Annotated in this window: 6 protein-coding genes and 3 pseudogenes; 4 read left to right on the top strand and 5 right to left on the bottom strand. The window is 70.6% G+C overall.

The features are described 5' to 3' along the window. Positions 1–15: 15 nt before the first annotated feature. Positions 16–747, bottom strand: coding sequence for a helix-turn-helix transcriptional regulator (locus OHA81_RS00355; RefSeq protein ID WP_329191579.1), 732 nt, complete (start codon positions 745–747; stop codon positions 16–18). A 179-nt stretch (positions 748–926) separates the two neighbouring features. Between OHA81_RS00355 and OHA81_RS00350 the strand changes: the two genes are divergently transcribed. Then, positions 927–2,279 (top strand): COG1470 family protein, encoded by a 1,353-nt coding sequence (locus OHA81_RS00350; RefSeq protein ID WP_329191577.1) that lies wholly within the window; start codon positions 927–929, stop codon positions 2,277–2,279. A 1,710-nt stretch (positions 2,280–3,989) separates the two neighbouring features. Here OHA81_RS00350 and OHA81_RS34505 read toward each other — a convergent pair. Together OHA81_RS34505 and OHA81_RS00340 are read right to left on the bottom strand one after the other, a co-directional pair. After that, positions 3,990–4,553 (bottom strand): annotated as a pseudogene (locus OHA81_RS34505) (eCIS core domain-containing protein); the annotation flags it as partial. A 273-nt stretch (positions 4,554–4,826) separates the two neighbouring features. Next, positions 4,827–5,018 (bottom strand): annotated as a pseudogene (locus OHA81_RS00340) (PucR family transcriptional regulator); the annotation flags it as partial. 1,039 nt (positions 5,019–6,057) lie between these two features. Between OHA81_RS00340 and OHA81_RS00335 the strand changes: the two are divergent. Continuing rightward, positions 6,058–7,032, top strand: a complete 975-nt coding sequence (locus OHA81_RS00335; protein ID WP_329191573.1) for a TolB family protein — start codon at positions 6,058–6,060, stop codon at positions 7,030–7,032. Positions 7,033–8,131: 1,099 nt separating this feature from the next. On the opposite strand, the gene OHA81_RS00325 is transcribed toward OHA81_RS00335, so the two are convergent. Then, positions 8,132–8,587, bottom strand: a complete 456-nt coding sequence (locus OHA81_RS00325) for an STAS domain-containing protein (protein WP_329191572.1) — start codon at positions 8,585–8,587, stop codon at positions 8,132–8,134. A 1,256-nt stretch (positions 8,588–9,843) separates the two neighbouring features. Next, positions 9,844–10,368, bottom strand: a complete 525-nt coding sequence (locus OHA81_RS00320; protein WP_329191571.1) for a deaminase domain-containing protein — start codon at positions 10,366–10,368, stop codon at positions 9,844–9,846. A gap of 920 nt (positions 10,369–11,288) precedes the next feature. On the opposite strand from OHA81_RS00320, the pseudogene OHA81_RS00315 reads away from it, so the two are divergent. Further along, a pseudogene (locus OHA81_RS00315) lies at positions 11,289–13,592 on the top strand (glycoside hydrolase family 3 C-terminal domain-containing protein); the annotation flags it as partial. 26 nt (positions 13,593–13,618) lie between these two features. After that, positions 13,619–14,686 (top strand): LacI family DNA-binding transcriptional regulator, encoded by a 1,068-nt coding sequence (locus OHA81_RS00310; protein ID WP_329191570.1) that lies wholly within the window; start codon positions 13,619–13,621, stop codon positions 14,684–14,686. Positions 14,687–14,754 lie beyond the last annotated feature (68 nt).

The following is a 14,754-nucleotide window of genomic DNA, read 5'->3' as shown; positions in this document are numbered from 1 at the left end:
CGCCGGGCCGTACGGTCAGATCAGCCCGTTGCGCAGGGCGTACCCGACCGCGTGCGTACGGTTGCGCAGGTGCAGCCGCGTGATGATCTCGTGCAGCACGTTCTTGACGGTCCGTTCGGAGTACGAGGTCTTGCGCGCGATCTCCGCGGTGTCCAGCCCCTCCGACACCAGGCGCAGCATGTCCGCCTCGCGTGCGGTCAGGGTGGACAGGGACACCGCGCGCGGGTCGAGCGAGGACCGCTGCAGGACGCCGACGTGGTCGAGGAGCTTCGCGAGCAGGTCACCGGGCAGCACGCCCTCGCCGTTCGCTATCGCCAGGACCAGCCGCAGCAGCCGGTCCTGGTCGGCCTCGGTGCGTCGCAGCACCGCGGTGACCCCGCATTCGATGGCCCGCTGTAAGGCGTCGCCCGATTCGAACGTGCCGACCACGAGCCCGGTGCGGGTCTCGCCGTTGTGCCGCAGCCGGTACAGCAGCGCGGCCGTCTCGTCGTCCACGCTGTCCACGGCCACGAGCGACACCTGGGCGCGGTGCGCGCCGGCGTCGTCGACGAACTCGATCTCGGGACGTTGGCGCAGCTGGTGGACTATCCCGACGTGCAGGACCGGATCCGACGCGTACACGGCGACGGTGACCCGCCGGCCGGGGCCGGCGGGAGGCGTTCCGGGTGGATTCCCGGCCGGGACCGGCGCCTGGGGCGCGGTGGTGCCGAACGCGGGGGCGGGTCGGTTGTGGTCAACGCAGGTCATGTGTCGTACCTGTTCTGTGATGCGTCAATGGGAATGCGTCGGGGCCGGCTTTCGCGGGTGAACGCCAACCGATGTGGCTGAGAGAGGAGTTGGGGGGAGACCGCAGGGGCATCGGAGCTGCCCGGGGAGTTGCCCTCGCGACCGTGGAGGCGGCCGGACCGGCGCCGTAGCGTCGCCGTGTGACATCCCCAGCAGCCTCTCCCAGCCCTGGCGCGCCCGGCCTCGACATCCCGCCGGTGTCGGTGATGCCGGGAGGCACCGCCTCCACCAGCCTGACCGTTCGCAACGACAGCGACATCGTCGAGGCGTACCGCCTGGAAGTCGTCGGCGACTGCGCTGCCTGGACCACGGTGGAGCCCGACCGCGTCTCCCTCTATCCCGGCACCTCGGAGACGGTGACGATCCGTCTGGCGCCGCCGCGCTCGCCGCAGGTGCGGGCCGGCGAGGTTCCGCTCGCCGTGCGCCTGCTGCCCACCGAGCACCCCGAAGCCGTACGGGTCCCCGAGACCACCGTCCACATCGGGGAGTTCCGGGAACTGCGCGCCGAGAGCGCTCCCAGACGCCGCCGCGGATGGCTGCGCGGACGCTATCGGCTGGCCGTGCGCAACGAGGGCAACAGCCCCGTGAAGGTAGGCTTCACCCCCGCGCAGCCCGGCGAGGAGCTGAAGTTCGACGTCCGCCCCACCGGGCTGGAGCTGGAGCCGGGCGAGTCCTCGCAGGTGCGGCTGCGCGTCCGCACCGGCCGGCCGGTGTGGTTCGGATCCCCGGTGACCTGGCCCTTCACCGTGGACGTCGCCGAAACCGCCGCCGCAGAGGCCGACGGGGCGCGCCCGGAGCCGGACGTCGTCCGCGCTCCGCTGGACGTGGAGTTCGTCCAGATCCCGATCTTCCCGAAGTGGCTGCTCGCGGTCCTGGCCGCGCTGCTCGCGCTGCTGCTCGCCTGGTTCATGCTGGTCCGGCCTGCCGTGCGCAGCACCGCCAAGGAAGCCGCCGACGAGGTGGCCCAGAAGCGGCCGGTGCCCGGGGCGGACGTGAACGGGCAGAATCCCGCGACAGGCGGCGCCCGGCAGCCGGGCGGCGGGGGCAAGAGCCCCCAGCCCGGGGCGGGAGCGGGCGGCACGGGCACCGGAACGGGGAGCGGTACGGGTACGGGTACGGGTACCGGCGGGGGCGGCGGGCAGCAGGGTTCCGCCACCATCGACCTGCAGACCGGCGGCGGCGAGACCAAGACCGGCACCTACACCGTGCCCAAGGGCAAGACCTTCGGGATCACGGACATCGTCGTCGCCAACTTCCAGGGCGACGAGGGCGTGGTGACCATCAACTTCGGCGAACGCAAGGTCACGACGATCGCGCTGGAGACGTTCCGCAACCAGGACTATCACTGGGTCACCCCCATCAGGATCACCGAGAACGAGACGGTGACGGTCCAGGTGACGTGCGCGAAGCCGGGCACCCCGGCTACCGGCCGTCAGGCGCAGGAATGCCATGAAGTCCTCAACGTGAGCGGTGTGCTGAGCGACCTCAGGTGAATCAAGCAGTACGGATATCGTCTGTCAGGTTTCACCCGGAGCAAAAGGGAGCATTCGCTTCCCCGTCCGAAAACAGCTTCCCGGGCCGGCGGTGAGACCTCCCCGTTACCCGCCGTACGCTTCCCTGACGCCACGGTCCGAACAGCCCTCGCCGCCCTCCGGACCGCCCTCGGGAGAGGGTCGAAGATGACTTGATCTTGGCCCTCTCCCGCCCGCGACCGGTCAGCTCGCGGGGACCGCGAGCTGCTGCCCGGACGCCGTGACCACGCGGGCGTTGCTGAGGTCGACCGTGTTCGGCAGCATCACCTGCGGTCGCAGGAGGTCCTTGAGCAGGTAACGCATCAGCTCGTCCCCGGACATCGCCTTGAGCCGGGCCGCGAGCTGCGGGTTCACCTCCCCGATGCGCTGGATCTCCACGATCCCCCGCTCCGCCAGCCCCGGCACGATGTCCCGGCCCATCAGGGTGTTGGACCGCAGCCGCTCGGGACGGACCTGCTCCTGCTGACCGGACCCGTAGGTCATGGTGCTGTGCGGGTCCGCCAGCGCCTGGGTCATGGCGAACATGACCTGGCTCCGGCGCTCCGCGTCCTGCTCCGCCCCCATCGCCTCCATCATCTTCTCCATGTCCGGCAGTTCAGCCTTCCCCGCCCCGACGTCGAAGTTCCGCACCGGCAGGGAGAACTCGTCCGAGAAGGTGTCCAGTCGGGTGCCCAGCCGGCTCTGCGTCTGCGCCGGGTCCCCGGGCTTCGCCCGCACGGTGGGGTACTCGCGCTGCGCGAAGTCGCTCAGCATCAGCCAGCCCTGGCTCATCAGGGGGGACCGGGTGAGGGGGATCTCGATCCGGGCCGGCTCGTCATCGGCGTCGCCGGTGAACCTCGTCTCCCGGAACGGGCTGCCCGGTACCTCCAGGAAGAAGAAGACGAAGCCCTCGTTGGCCAGGACGTGCCTGTCGTAGGCCTCCGAGGTGTTCGGCGCGTCGGGATCCGCCTTGAGCAGTTCGGTCTTGGACTTCATCTGCCCCTGGCCGAGCATCGTCGCGGCCCGTGACGTGCCCGTGTAGTGGCACAGCACGCTCTGCTGGAGCGCGGTCGTCAGCTTGTTCCTGACGTCGCCCACCCAGTTCCGCTCGCCCCCTCCTCCGGCGATCTCCTTGGCCATTCCGGCCCGGTTGAGCTCCGACAGCTCGCGGAAGTAGCTGGCCCCGTGCATCTGGAACGCGGCCGCGCTGTCGGCCCACTGCTGCTGCTGCCACAGCATGCCGTTCTCGGTCATCGCGGTGAACGGAGCCCGAGCCGCGTCGGGCAACGCGTCGTCGCGGCTGAGCTGGTCGTTAACCAGCTGCAGTTCGTCCTTGACCGAACGGAGCGCGGCATCCAGCCAGGGCTTGACGGCTTCGGGGGCGTCGTCCCGCTCCGGGGCGAAGGCCATCTGCAGATTCGTCAGCGCCATCATGCAGTGCATGGGGTCCCGGTTGGGATCGTTGTCGTACGCCGTGATGGCCGCCCGCGCCCGCGCCACCAGGTCGTTCTGGGGCTCCGGCTGCTTGCGGGTCATCGACTTGAACCGGCCCAGCAGCCCTCCGCCGCTCGCCGGATCGGCCGGAAGCGAGGGGCCGAGCTCATCGAACCCCTTGCGCTGGACGACCGCCGACGCGCCCGGCCCGTGCGTGTGCGCGTGTGCGCCGTGCGTCTCGCAGGCGTCCCGCTGTACGGGGGCGGGGCCGTTCATCACCCGCCTCGCATTGGCCTCGGCCGCCCGCTCGAACCGGTCGCCGGGGTCACTGACCCGCAGCCCGTCGCCGGTGTCCGTCCCGGTGACGGGCCCTTGCCGCTGCTGGATGACGTGGGTCAGCTCGTGCGCGAGGGTGTGCTTGTCCCCGCCCCCGGCCCCGATGACGACGTCGCTGCCGGAAGTGTAGGCCCGCGCCCCGATCTCGGCGGCGGACCGCTGGGCCGTCGGCCCGCTGTGCACCCGTACGTCGGAGAAATCGGCGCCGAGCCGGCTCTCCATCTCTTCCCGCAGGGGCCCGTCGAGCGGGCGCCCGGCCGAGCGGAGCACCTGATGCGCGGTAGCCCGCTGCACCGCCGCGGCATCCCGCCCGGACGCGAGCATGCGCGTCACCGCCGCGTTGCCGACGGTCCGCTGGAGTGCCATCGGCGCCCCGGGCGCGGGCGCTTCAACGGCCCGCTCCTCCGCCGGGGACACCTGCCGGACCCGGCCGGAGCCGTCCTTGGCGGCGTCGCCTGCTGCCTTGTCTCGGGCGGGGATGCGCATGGGCTGCCTCTCGGATATGGCGGTGGGACGCTTCCTGCTTACTCCCGAACCCCCCACAACGCCATGCCCCTTCGTGCACACCAAAGGGAACCCGCCCTGCTCGCGCCGCACCCCGCCCGACGGCCGCCCGGTACCGGGCACTCGGCGCGGATACAACCGGACGGGCAGGATCCGCACACTGTTGCCGATGCGGCCGCCCAGGCGCTCTGCGGGCGGCTATCCGGCAATTTCGATCTTGCCGTGGGATGAGCTCGGTCCGGACCCGGCCGGCCCCATCCGCCCGGCCGGCTCCAGCACGTTGAGCGCCTCCTCGTAGGAGTGCGCCACGCCACCGGCGCCGGGGTGCGAGCGGCCTATGGCCACCTTGCCACCGCCGGTGGCCGCGCACGCCTGCTTCGCGAAGTACGCCAGAACCTCCGGCTGGCCACCGGGCGCGAATCACCGGCCGTCCTTCGTGGTCAGCAATCGGACACTCCGCGCCCGCAGCTGATCGCCGTCTCGTGACAGCGAAACGGTGGAGAACATGCCTTCTGTCACTGGTTGCGGGGGGAGAGAAGCAAGCTGGACAAGAGCGCCTGGGTCGCGGCCGCCAGGAGTCCGTAGGCGAGGAAGACCACCCACCGACTCTTCGTGTGCTCTTCGACGCGGGGCACAGCCGCCGTCGCGGCTGCACGTACGTTCTCATTCCTGCTTTCGGGCAGTGCGTGACGACCGAGCGACTCGCCGCGCCTCCGGGTGCTGCGTCGGATCATGACCGTGGCGACTCCACCTACACCTACGGCGGCAGCTCCGCGTGACCGTCGCTGAGCGGTCGTCAACTGCGGCATTTGTTGTCCTCGTCGGTCGACGGTGGTGCTCCACTGTCGCGATCCGGACCGTCCTTGGGTACGACACACTGCACCCTGGTTTGCCCGACCCTGTGCACTCGGCACTACCGGCGCGGGCCCTGTCACCGGCGCGTGCTCGGAGGTGGGCCGCCGGGCAACCGCCCCGGCCATAGCGTGGGTAGAGCACCGCGGGCAGTGAGCCGGGCTCCGGGCCTTGGCTGGCAGTGGCATGGCCGTTCGCAGGTCCAGGCCTGGCCCCTACCGCCGTTGCGGTCGGCAGCGGCCTGACCTCCGTCGTTCCCCCGTGACAGCCGGCGCATCCCGTCGCACCATCAGACCACCGTGGGCAACGACGGCCCCACGGTGGTGGGGAACGGCTTCGGTCCCCCCGGCACACTCCTGGGTGGCCTCATCGTGGGGTTGGCGGGTCTCGTGAACGGCGGAATGGGTGGGAACTGACGGCTCCTGAGGCCCAGGACGGCTCCTCCCCGCGAGCAGGACGAGAAGCACCTGCTCGTGTGGGACGACGAGGCCGGTGCCCTGTCGTTCGAAAGGTTGAGGCCTCGACGAACTTGCGGTAGGCCGCGCCCAGCTCGACCACCTCCACCGAGGCGTGCACCAACGGGCGGGGTCCGAGACAGCGGGGGTAGCCTCGAAAGAGACAGGCAGCACGGGAGATGGTGACGATGAAGCTGCGGTCGCGGTACCTCGTTGTCGGCGCATTGGCAATTACCATGCTGGCACCGTGGGCGCCGAACGCGTACGCGGCGCCCGACGCGTTTCCGGGCCGGAACGGAAAGATCGTCTTCGTGAGCGACCGCGACGGCAATGACGAAATCTACGCCATGAACGCGGGGAGAACGCGGGAGGATGTCGCATCGCTGAGGCGACTTACCAACAACTCGTTCCCCGACCGGGACCCCGTCTTCTCATCCGATGGAAGCAAGATCGCTTTTGCCAGCCTCCGCGACGACAACTGGGACATCTACACCATGAATGCCGATGGTACGGATGAAACGCGGATCACCGAAGAAGCGTCGGGCGAGTTCCAGCCCACCTTCGCCCCGGGGTTTTCCCGGCCGCGGCAGACCATCGCCTTCACGAGCACCCGTGACGTGTCCGCCAGGCAGCCGTTCAATTACGAGATCTACCGCGTCGACCCCGAAAGTGCCCGGCTCGCCACGCAGCTCACTTTCGATCCGGAACTTGACACGGAACCCGCATGGTCTCCGACTGACTGCAAAATCGCCTTCTCCAGCAAACGGGCGGGCGGAAACCGCGATATCTACATCATGGGATGCAGCGGCCTGGATATGCGTCGGCTAACCACCGACTCAGCGAGTGACGCGTGGCCCGCTTTTTCTCCCGACGGCAAGAAGATTGCCTTTCAGAGCAATCGGAGCGGGAACACCGACATCTACGTGATGAACGTCGACGGCTCCGGGCAGGAAAGAGTCACTACCGACGTCTCGGAGGAGTGGCAGCCGGCCTTCTCACCGGACGGCGCCTGGATCGCCTACAGCTCGTGGAACCGACTCGGAAACGCCGATATCTACACCAAGAAGTTGGACGGAACGGCGGAGCAGCGGATCACAAGCGGGCCCCGCGAGATGGTCCACAACGCGCAGCCCGACTGGCAGCCGCTGCCCTGAGGGTCGCTGTTGCGCGCCACCTGCGCGCTCACCTGACCCCACGATCTGTTCCGCGTCTGGGAACGAAAGCCGACGACATGGGCGCCGAATCGGCCAGTGATCCGCGGCCGAGGACGGGGACGGGCAATGGGGGCGGGGCGGTTTGGCGGGGTGCGCTCAGCTGGTCGGCTACTGGTGGCACGGGTACGGCGGCGAATGCGGCGTCCTGCCGGGCTTGGAGCCCTTTCTTGCGGCCCGGGGTGGTGGAGGGCAGGCGCTGCTTGCCGTACAGGAGGTGGGTGACCTCCTGGGCGTGCTTGCTGGCGGGGGCGTGGAACTGGACTTCGAAGAGCTGCCCGGAACGTGGGGTGCGCCGGCCGGTGTTGAGGCCCATGTAGCCGCTGGTCCGGCCCCAGGCGTCGGACCACTTCGTTCTGTCGTTGCCTCAGGCGGACAGGAGTGCGGAGGCGGTGGTCGCGCCGTCGGTGTAAGCGCCGTCCGGCCACTGGAGGGCGTAACGGACGATGTCGCCCGGTTTGGCCAGGATTGTGTCCACGTGCCGCTACGGGGGCGCGCCATCTGCCCCTCTCACCCCGACGATTCGGGAGCGAGGGGCGGTCACGGTGACCATCCCCGTGGGGGACAGGGGGCGGGTGCGTAGACCACGGTGGTCGTCGGGTAGTCCTCGGCACAGCCCGAGGAGGGCCTGGCGCTCGCTCTCGTCGACCGCCAGGTACCCACGCAGATTCGTGGCGACCCAGGTCGCAACGTACGTGCAGTGATACGAGCCGTGAGAGGGAAGCCACTCGGCCGGGTCCTTGTCAGCCTTGCTGCGGTTGGACTCGGCCGAGACCGCGAACAGCGTGTCCGGGGATCCCTGGTCGTTCGCCTACGCCTCCCGCCGCGCCGCTGACCAAGGGGTCTGCTCAGAGTCGTAGACCTCCGCCAACGGCACGAAATGATCGACATCCAACCGGGCGCTTCCGTCACCACCGCGTCCTCGTACGCGCTGCACCACGCTCGCCGGGGGCCGGCTGCCTGGGGTCTTCCCGCGCCCACAGTTCCCGCTCGTACGCGCGACGTGACCGAGATTGCCGGGTGCCTGCGGCGAGGAAAAGGTCTACTTCGTACGGTTGGCCAGTGCTGTGCGCATGCCACTAGCGGGTGTGGGCGCTTCGGGGCGAAGCGGTGCTCGGTCCGGCACCCGGTGTCCCGAGCACTCACACAGGCTTCGAGCGGGTTCGCCCCGTTGCGTGTTGTGTGTGAGGAGGGCGTAGGTCCCCGTCAGCACGAGCAAGTCTCTGGGCTGGGATTGCAGGCCGGTGACGGTGAGGCATCCACCGGCCGCCGTCAGGTGTCGACGCAGCACGAGCAGCACTTTGAGACCGCTGGAATCCATGAAGGCGACTCCCGACAGGTCCAATTGCAGCAGCCGGCCGGTGACGGCAACCGCGGCCGCAACCTGCGAGGCTTCCTTGAGTTCGGGATGGGTCTTGACGTCCATGTCGCCGACGACAGTGATCACGCTGTGGGCATCGTGGAGGTTGCGCCGCTTCACTGCGGTGGATTCGTTCATGGTCCACCCCTCGATCGGGGTCGAGCCTCGCGCCCCCGGGCGGGGAGGGCATCAAGCACGCGGCGTAGGGCCGCGTGCAGCCAAGCAAGACAACCCGTACCGCGCCCCGGTCATGTCATGACCCCAAGGGCGGCGCGGGGCCTCCTACCAGACCAGGCTGGTTGTCTGTGCAGCGTTGCACATACCAGGCACTTCCTGCCAGCCTGCCCTCACGAGGCAGCAAGAGCACCGGCTGCCTCGGTATCTCCGCTCGCCTCCCGACGTGAAGGGCGCCGCACGTCGGGCAGCCCAGGCGCGGTCTGCCGCATTTCCCCCGAGCGGACGCCCCACTCGACCGGATCTTGGAAGACCGTGAAGGCGTGAAAGGAATTGATCCGCTGGTCGATAGCGATGCCGATGCGAGGCGGTTTCCGCCGGGGACCGGGGCAACCGTCGGAGCGTTGACACGCCTCCCATTGGCCAGGCGCGGTGTCAGCCGGCCCCTCCGGCAAGCGTCGTCGGTCGCCGCGCCGCCGATGCGGCGTCGATCGGCCCCTGGCCTGCCCACGGACGGGAGGGGAGGGGCGTTCCCGGCGATGCCTGGGCCGTCACCCGTGCCGCCCGAACAGGTCTGCGGGGTGAGGGCCGAAGAAGACGGCGGACCATGACAAGTCGGCGATGGCAGATGAGGGATCCGGCCGTGTCGGGTGGCGCCCAACTCGTCGCAACCACGACCTACGCGACCGGGACCGTCGGCACACGTCACGGTCCGCCTATGCCTTGGCCGGCTCCATGGAAAACCTCAGCGCCGTCTAGACGGTGGCCCTGCCGAGGTGCGGTCGACAGGGCAGTCGGGCGGACCCTTGACGCCCAGGCCGCGCTGTCGGTGCTCGTCGTCACCGTTGCGGATATTGAGTGGACGGTTTGAGGTGACGGCCCGGCTTCATGCGTAGTACCGGGCCGCCCGGCGGGCAAGGAGGGTGACTGGTCCGGGTGCAGGATTCGCTAGGGGCGGCGAAGCCGGCACCTCCGCGCCGACGCGCAGTTACTCGTTGAGCTCCAGGCCGGTGCCATCCCTCGGCCGCTGAGCGAGCTCGGCCGAGGGTCCGTTCATGGAACCTTCCCGAGCAGGGGAGGAGTGCCCAGGATTCCACGCTTGCGCAGCCGTTCCAGTTCGTCCGGGCTTGCGGGGCTGTGCAGGGGTGGCGGTGATGTTGGCCTAGGTTGCGCGGACACGCCAGTCAGTGGGGCCTACCGGCGGATGCTGAACCGGGCAATCAGGCGAGGACCTTGCACCAGAAGCCGTTCACTTCCACGGCGTCCTCGTAGCCGTACGCGCCAACAAGGTTCCCCCCGGCCGGCGCCAAGGCCGGGATCGGCTTGCCCCATCCGTCTGTCTTGCGGTACCTGACCTGGAAGCTGAGCATGGGGTAGTCCGCCAGGAACTTCCTGATGATCGGCCGGCAGGAATGGCAAGGGCCCTTATCGGAGTAGAGCGAGATGCTGCCTCCGGTGATCTGGGCCATGATGGCCGGTAAGTACTGGCCATTGTTCTGGCATCCCAGACGTGCGTAGATCGCGTTGGCCAGGAGATTGATGGTCTGCTTCTCAGGGTCTTTTTCGTGCATGTACTGGTCTTTGAGGGGCCCGTTGCCCCCCTCCGGCTTTCCCTCGTAGTGGCTGTAGCCGACCACCGCGCTGCCCGACACGCTCTCGAAGCTGCCTTCGAGGTCAGGGCCTGCGGTGAATGAGATCTTGTACGTCAGCTTTGCGCTGTTGTCGGAGTTGACCGCCGTCGTCATACCTGCTCCATTCGTCGGTGAGATGGCGACGCGGTGCACCGTGGCACACACCGATAAACAGCGGATCAACATGCAGGCCAGCATATGTCACGTGCCGGGTTGTCCGGTCTCGGCGAACCTGGCGGGACTTCGGTGCAGTGGGCGAACCGGACGCCACTCATCGCTCTCATGTTTGAGAGATGGCGGCCAGAGCCGGCCCCGGGCCGAGGCCGGGGCATGCCTACGCCAGAGCGTTCTTCTCCTGAGCCGGGTGATCGCGAACAGCGACCACAGCTAGAAACAATGGGCCAGGGCGGTGAGAGGCGACGTAGCCGTGGGCGCTGCCGGGGCGGGGGCAAGGGCGGTCAGCGGGAGGGCCGACTTCAGTTCGCGCAGGGTGACCAACGGGTGACCACGGCCAGAAGGAGCAACAGGACGGCGACCTCCGCCAGCTTCCAGCCGGAGTCGAACCCAGCCTTCGGCAGAGCGAAGCTGGTGGCCAGGGAGAGGGCCGCGCAGACCGTGGTCGGGCGGGCGAGGCAGCCGAGCCGCTGACGAACTGCGGCACGGGGGCGGGCAACGCGGTGCCGACCCGGCCAAGGCCGAAGAGGCGCACCTCGGCGAGACACTCGTTGCGGGGCTGCGCGACGCGATACTGGGACTCGGCCGCACACCCTCCGACACACCCCCGGACATCCTTGCGGTAGAACGTCGGGGCGCCTCGGCCGACTGCAACGACTGCGCCTGCTCCAGCGTCGCCCTCTGCCTGCCCCGCCTCATCTCCGCCGGTCACCAGTCCACCAGCAACGGCGACAACTTCACCATGCCGGCCCAGGCCTGCCTCCCGGCGACACGGATCCTCATCGAGCTCGACTGGCCGCCAACCCGGCGGGATGGCCGCCGACGGCGCCTGAGAGTTCGCCTCTGCCGCCGGGGCGCCCCTGACGGTTGCGGAGGCGCCCCGCCAGCAGGCCGTCCTCGCCCGCAAGACCGGCAGGCACGACCAACGCAGCCCGCTCGCGGGCCGGCACTTCGAGTGTTTCGCCGAGGATCCGCTGCTCACCGGCCGGACCGGTGCAGCCCTCATCCGGGGCGTCCAGTCGCGGGGTGTGGCGGCGACAGCGAAGCACTACGTCGCCAACGACTCCGAGACCGAGCGGCTGACCCTCGACGTGCAGGTCGCTGAACAGGCCCTGCGGGAGCTGTATCTCGCGCCCTTCGAGGCTGCCGTCCGCGCGGGCGTCTGGGTGGTGATGTCGGCGTACAACAAGGTCAACGGGACGTCGATGAGCGAAAGTCCCCTCCTCGCCGATCCGCTGAAGGGCGAGTGGGGCTTCGACGGGGTGGTCGTCAGCGACTGGGGCGCCGGCCGCTCCACCGTCGCCACCGCCCTCGCCGCCCAGGACCTGTTGATGCCGGGCCCGGGCGGCCCTTGGGGCGAGGCGCTGCTGGACGCCGTGGAGCGTGGTCTGGTCCCGCCTGAGACCGTACGGGAGAAAGCCCGCCGCGTGCTGCGGCTGGCCGCCCGCGTCGGGGCCTTCACCGAACCCGGTGCGACGTCGGTGCCGTGCGAGCCGAGGATTCCACCCAACGACTCCCTCCACGCCGCCGAGGCAGGAGCACTCAGCTCGGCGCCCGGCCGTGCCGGGTCCCCACCCGAGGCCGGCCGCGGCGCGGCGCCCGGAGCTCCGCCTGCCGCCGGGGATCGTGGCGTCCGGCGGCTGCTGCGCGAGGCCGCCGCCGCGAGTTTCGTCCTGCTGGAGAACCGGGGGGCGCTGCCGCTGGACCCCGGAGCGCTGGCCTCGGTCGCCGTCATCGGTACGCACGCCCGGGACCCCCGCGCCCAGGGCGGCGGTAGCTCGGAAGTGTTCCCGCACGGGGTCGTCGCCCCGCTGGCGGGACTGCGGGCAGCCCTGCCCGCACATGTGCGCGTGGGCTACGAGCCGGGCCCGCCGCCGGAGGGCTCAGGGGGCCCGGGCCCGCTCGGCGCACGGTACGCCCGCGACCCGGAGACCAGGGCCCCGGGCGTACGGCTGCGCGTACTCGACGCCGCGGGGGCCGTGCTGTACTCCGCACACCAGCCGTCGGGCCGGGTCCTGGAGCCCGGACTGCCCCCGGGCGCCCGAACCGTCGAACTGGCCGCGGTCCTCCACCCGGACACGACCGGCCCCTGGACCCTCGGTCTCGGGGGCTTCGGCGCACTCAGCCTTGCCGTCGAGGGGACACCGCTGCTGGAAGGCGAGTTCCCGCCCGCCACGGACGACCCGGCCGTCATCCACGTACGGCCGCCGCAGCAGACCGCCCGCATCCACCTCACCGCCGACCGCCCCGTGGAGGTCCACGCCCGCCGCGAACTGGTCCCCGGCACCGGTCGGGCCACCGTCCTGACCGCCTCACCACCCGCCCCCGACGCCACCGCCGCCCTCGCAGCCGCGGTGGAGGCCGCCCGGGACGCAGACGTGGCCCTCGTCTGCGTCGGCACCACCGAAGGCGACGAGTGCGAGGGCAACGACCGCACGACCCTGCGACTTCCCGTACCTCAGGACCGGTTGGTGCGCGAGGTCATCCGCGCCAACCCCCGCACGCTGGTCGTCGTCAACAGCGGTGGCCCCGTAGAGCTTCCGTGGCGCGCCGAGGCCGCCGCCGTCCTGCTGACCTGGTTCCCCGGCCAGGAAGCCGGCCACGCACTCGCCGACGTACTGCTCGGCCGCGCCGAACCGGGCGGCCGGCTCCCCACCACCTGGCCCGGAACCGTTGCCGACGCCCCCATCCGCGCCACCCGGCCCACGGACGGAGTCCTCCCGTACGAGGAGGGACTGCACATCGGCTACCGCGCCTGGCTGCGCGCGGGCACGAGCCCGGCGTACTGGTTCGGCCACGGTCTCGGCTACACGACCTGGCAGTACGAGCGCATCGGTCCGCCCGAACCTGCTCCGGACGGCGGTTGCGTGGTCCCCGTCATGCTCCGCAACACCGGCTCCCGGGCAGGCAGGGAGGTCGTCCAGCTCTACCTGGCGCGCCCCGGCTCGGCGGTCGACCGGCCGGTGCGCTGGCTCGCGGGCTGGGCGGCCGTCGAGGCCGAGCCGCAGGAGCGGGTGACGGCGCGTCCCCGCATCCCCGCCCGCGCCTTGCAGCACTGGTCCCCGGCGGCCCGTGCCTGGGAGCGTGAACCGGGCCGGTTCACCGTCCTCGCGGGACCCGACGCAGCCCGACTGCCCCTGCGGACCCACCTCGACGTCTCATAGCGAGACCCGGCCGCTACAGTGCCGCCATGGACACGGGGCGGCGTACGGGAGAGAGCACGGGCGTGGGGGCGAGCCCGACGCTGGAGGACGTGGCCCGCAGGGCCGGAGTGTCCCGGGCGACCGTGTCCCGTGTGGTCAACGGGGTGCGGAACGTCGACCCGGACATTGCGCAGGCGGTCCAGCAGGCCGTCACCGCGACCGGTTACGTGCCCAACCGGGCTGCCCGCTCCCTGGTCACCCGCCGCTCCGGCACCGTCGCCCTGGTCATCTCCGGCGCGGACTCGAGGTCCGCCGGCGCGCGGGACGAGTTCGCGGCCGGGGTGTTCCAGGACCCCTTCTTCGGGCGCGTGGTCAGCGGAGTCGTGCGGGCGCTGCGACCGAAGGGCATGCACCCGTTGCTCATGTTCGCCGACAACGCCGAGGACCGCGCCGAGGTGGTCGCGCACCTGACGCAGGGCAGCGCCGACGGGGCCCTGCTCGTGACCACCCGTCCCCGCGATCCGCTGCCCGGAGTGCTCGCGGCGGCCCGGCTGCCGGCGGTGCTGTTCGCGAGACCGCCGGCCGGGGTTCTGCTCGACCACGTGGATGTGCGGCACCGCGAAGGCGGGTCACTGGCGGCGCGGCACCTGCAGGCTCTAGGACGCGGCCGACTCGTTGCGATAGGGGGTCCGGCGGCCCTGCCGGCGAGTCGGGAACGGGTGGCGGGGTTCCGGGAGGCGGCGCGCGGCGGGGAGGTCCGGGTGGCCGAGGGGGACTTCACCCTCGACGGGGGCGAGCGGGCGATGCGGAGCCTGCTTGCCGAACAGCCCGCTCTCGACGGGGTGTTCGCCGCCAACGACCTGATGGCGCAGGGAGCCTGCCTGGTACTGCGCGAGCACGGCCGCCGGATTCCGGACGACGTGGCGGTGGTCGGCTTCGACGACTCCGGCGCGGCGGCGGCCTGCCGGCCGAGGCTGACGACCGTGAGGCAGCCGGTGGAGGACATGGCGGCCGAGATGGTCCGACTGCTCCTGCACCGTGTCGCGGGCGCGTCGGACACGGGGCCGGCGTCGGTGTTGTTCGCGCCCCACCTGGTAGTGCGCGACTCGGCGTGAACGCCCCGGGGCTGATACCTGGCCCCCGCCTGGAGCTGGTCCTGCGGCGGCCGCCCGGCGGTGCAAAG

The sequence above is a fragment of the Streptomyces sp. NBC_00667 genome (genome assembly GCF_036226825.1).
In the GTDB taxonomy this organism is placed as follows: Bacteria; Actinomycetota; Actinomycetes; order Streptomycetales; family Streptomycetaceae; genus Streptomyces.
Note: the sequence above shows the minus strand (reverse complement) of the source record. Positions and strands in the feature narration are given on the sequence as shown.

Excerpts from the sequence above, each read along its gene's own strand:
- OHA81_RS00355 (WP_329191579.1), bottom strand. The coding sequence starts at position 747 with ATGACCTGCGTTGACCACAACCGACCCGCCCCCGCGTTCGGCACCACC.
- OHA81_RS00335 (WP_329191573.1), top strand. The coding sequence starts at position 6,058 with ATGGTGACGATGAAGCTGCGGTCGCGGTACCTCGTTGTCGGCGCATTG.
- OHA81_RS00310 (WP_329191570.1), top strand. The coding sequence starts at position 13,619 with ATGGACACGGGGCGGCGTACGGGAGAGAGCACGGGCGTGGGGGCGAGC.
- OHA81_RS00325 (WP_329191572.1), bottom strand. The coding sequence starts at position 8,587 with ATGAACGAATCCACCGCAGTGAAGCGGCGCAACCTCCACGATGCCCAC.
- OHA81_RS00320 (WP_329191571.1), bottom strand. The coding sequence starts at position 10,368 with ATGACGACGGCGGTCAACTCCGACAACAGCGCAAAGCTGACGTACAAG.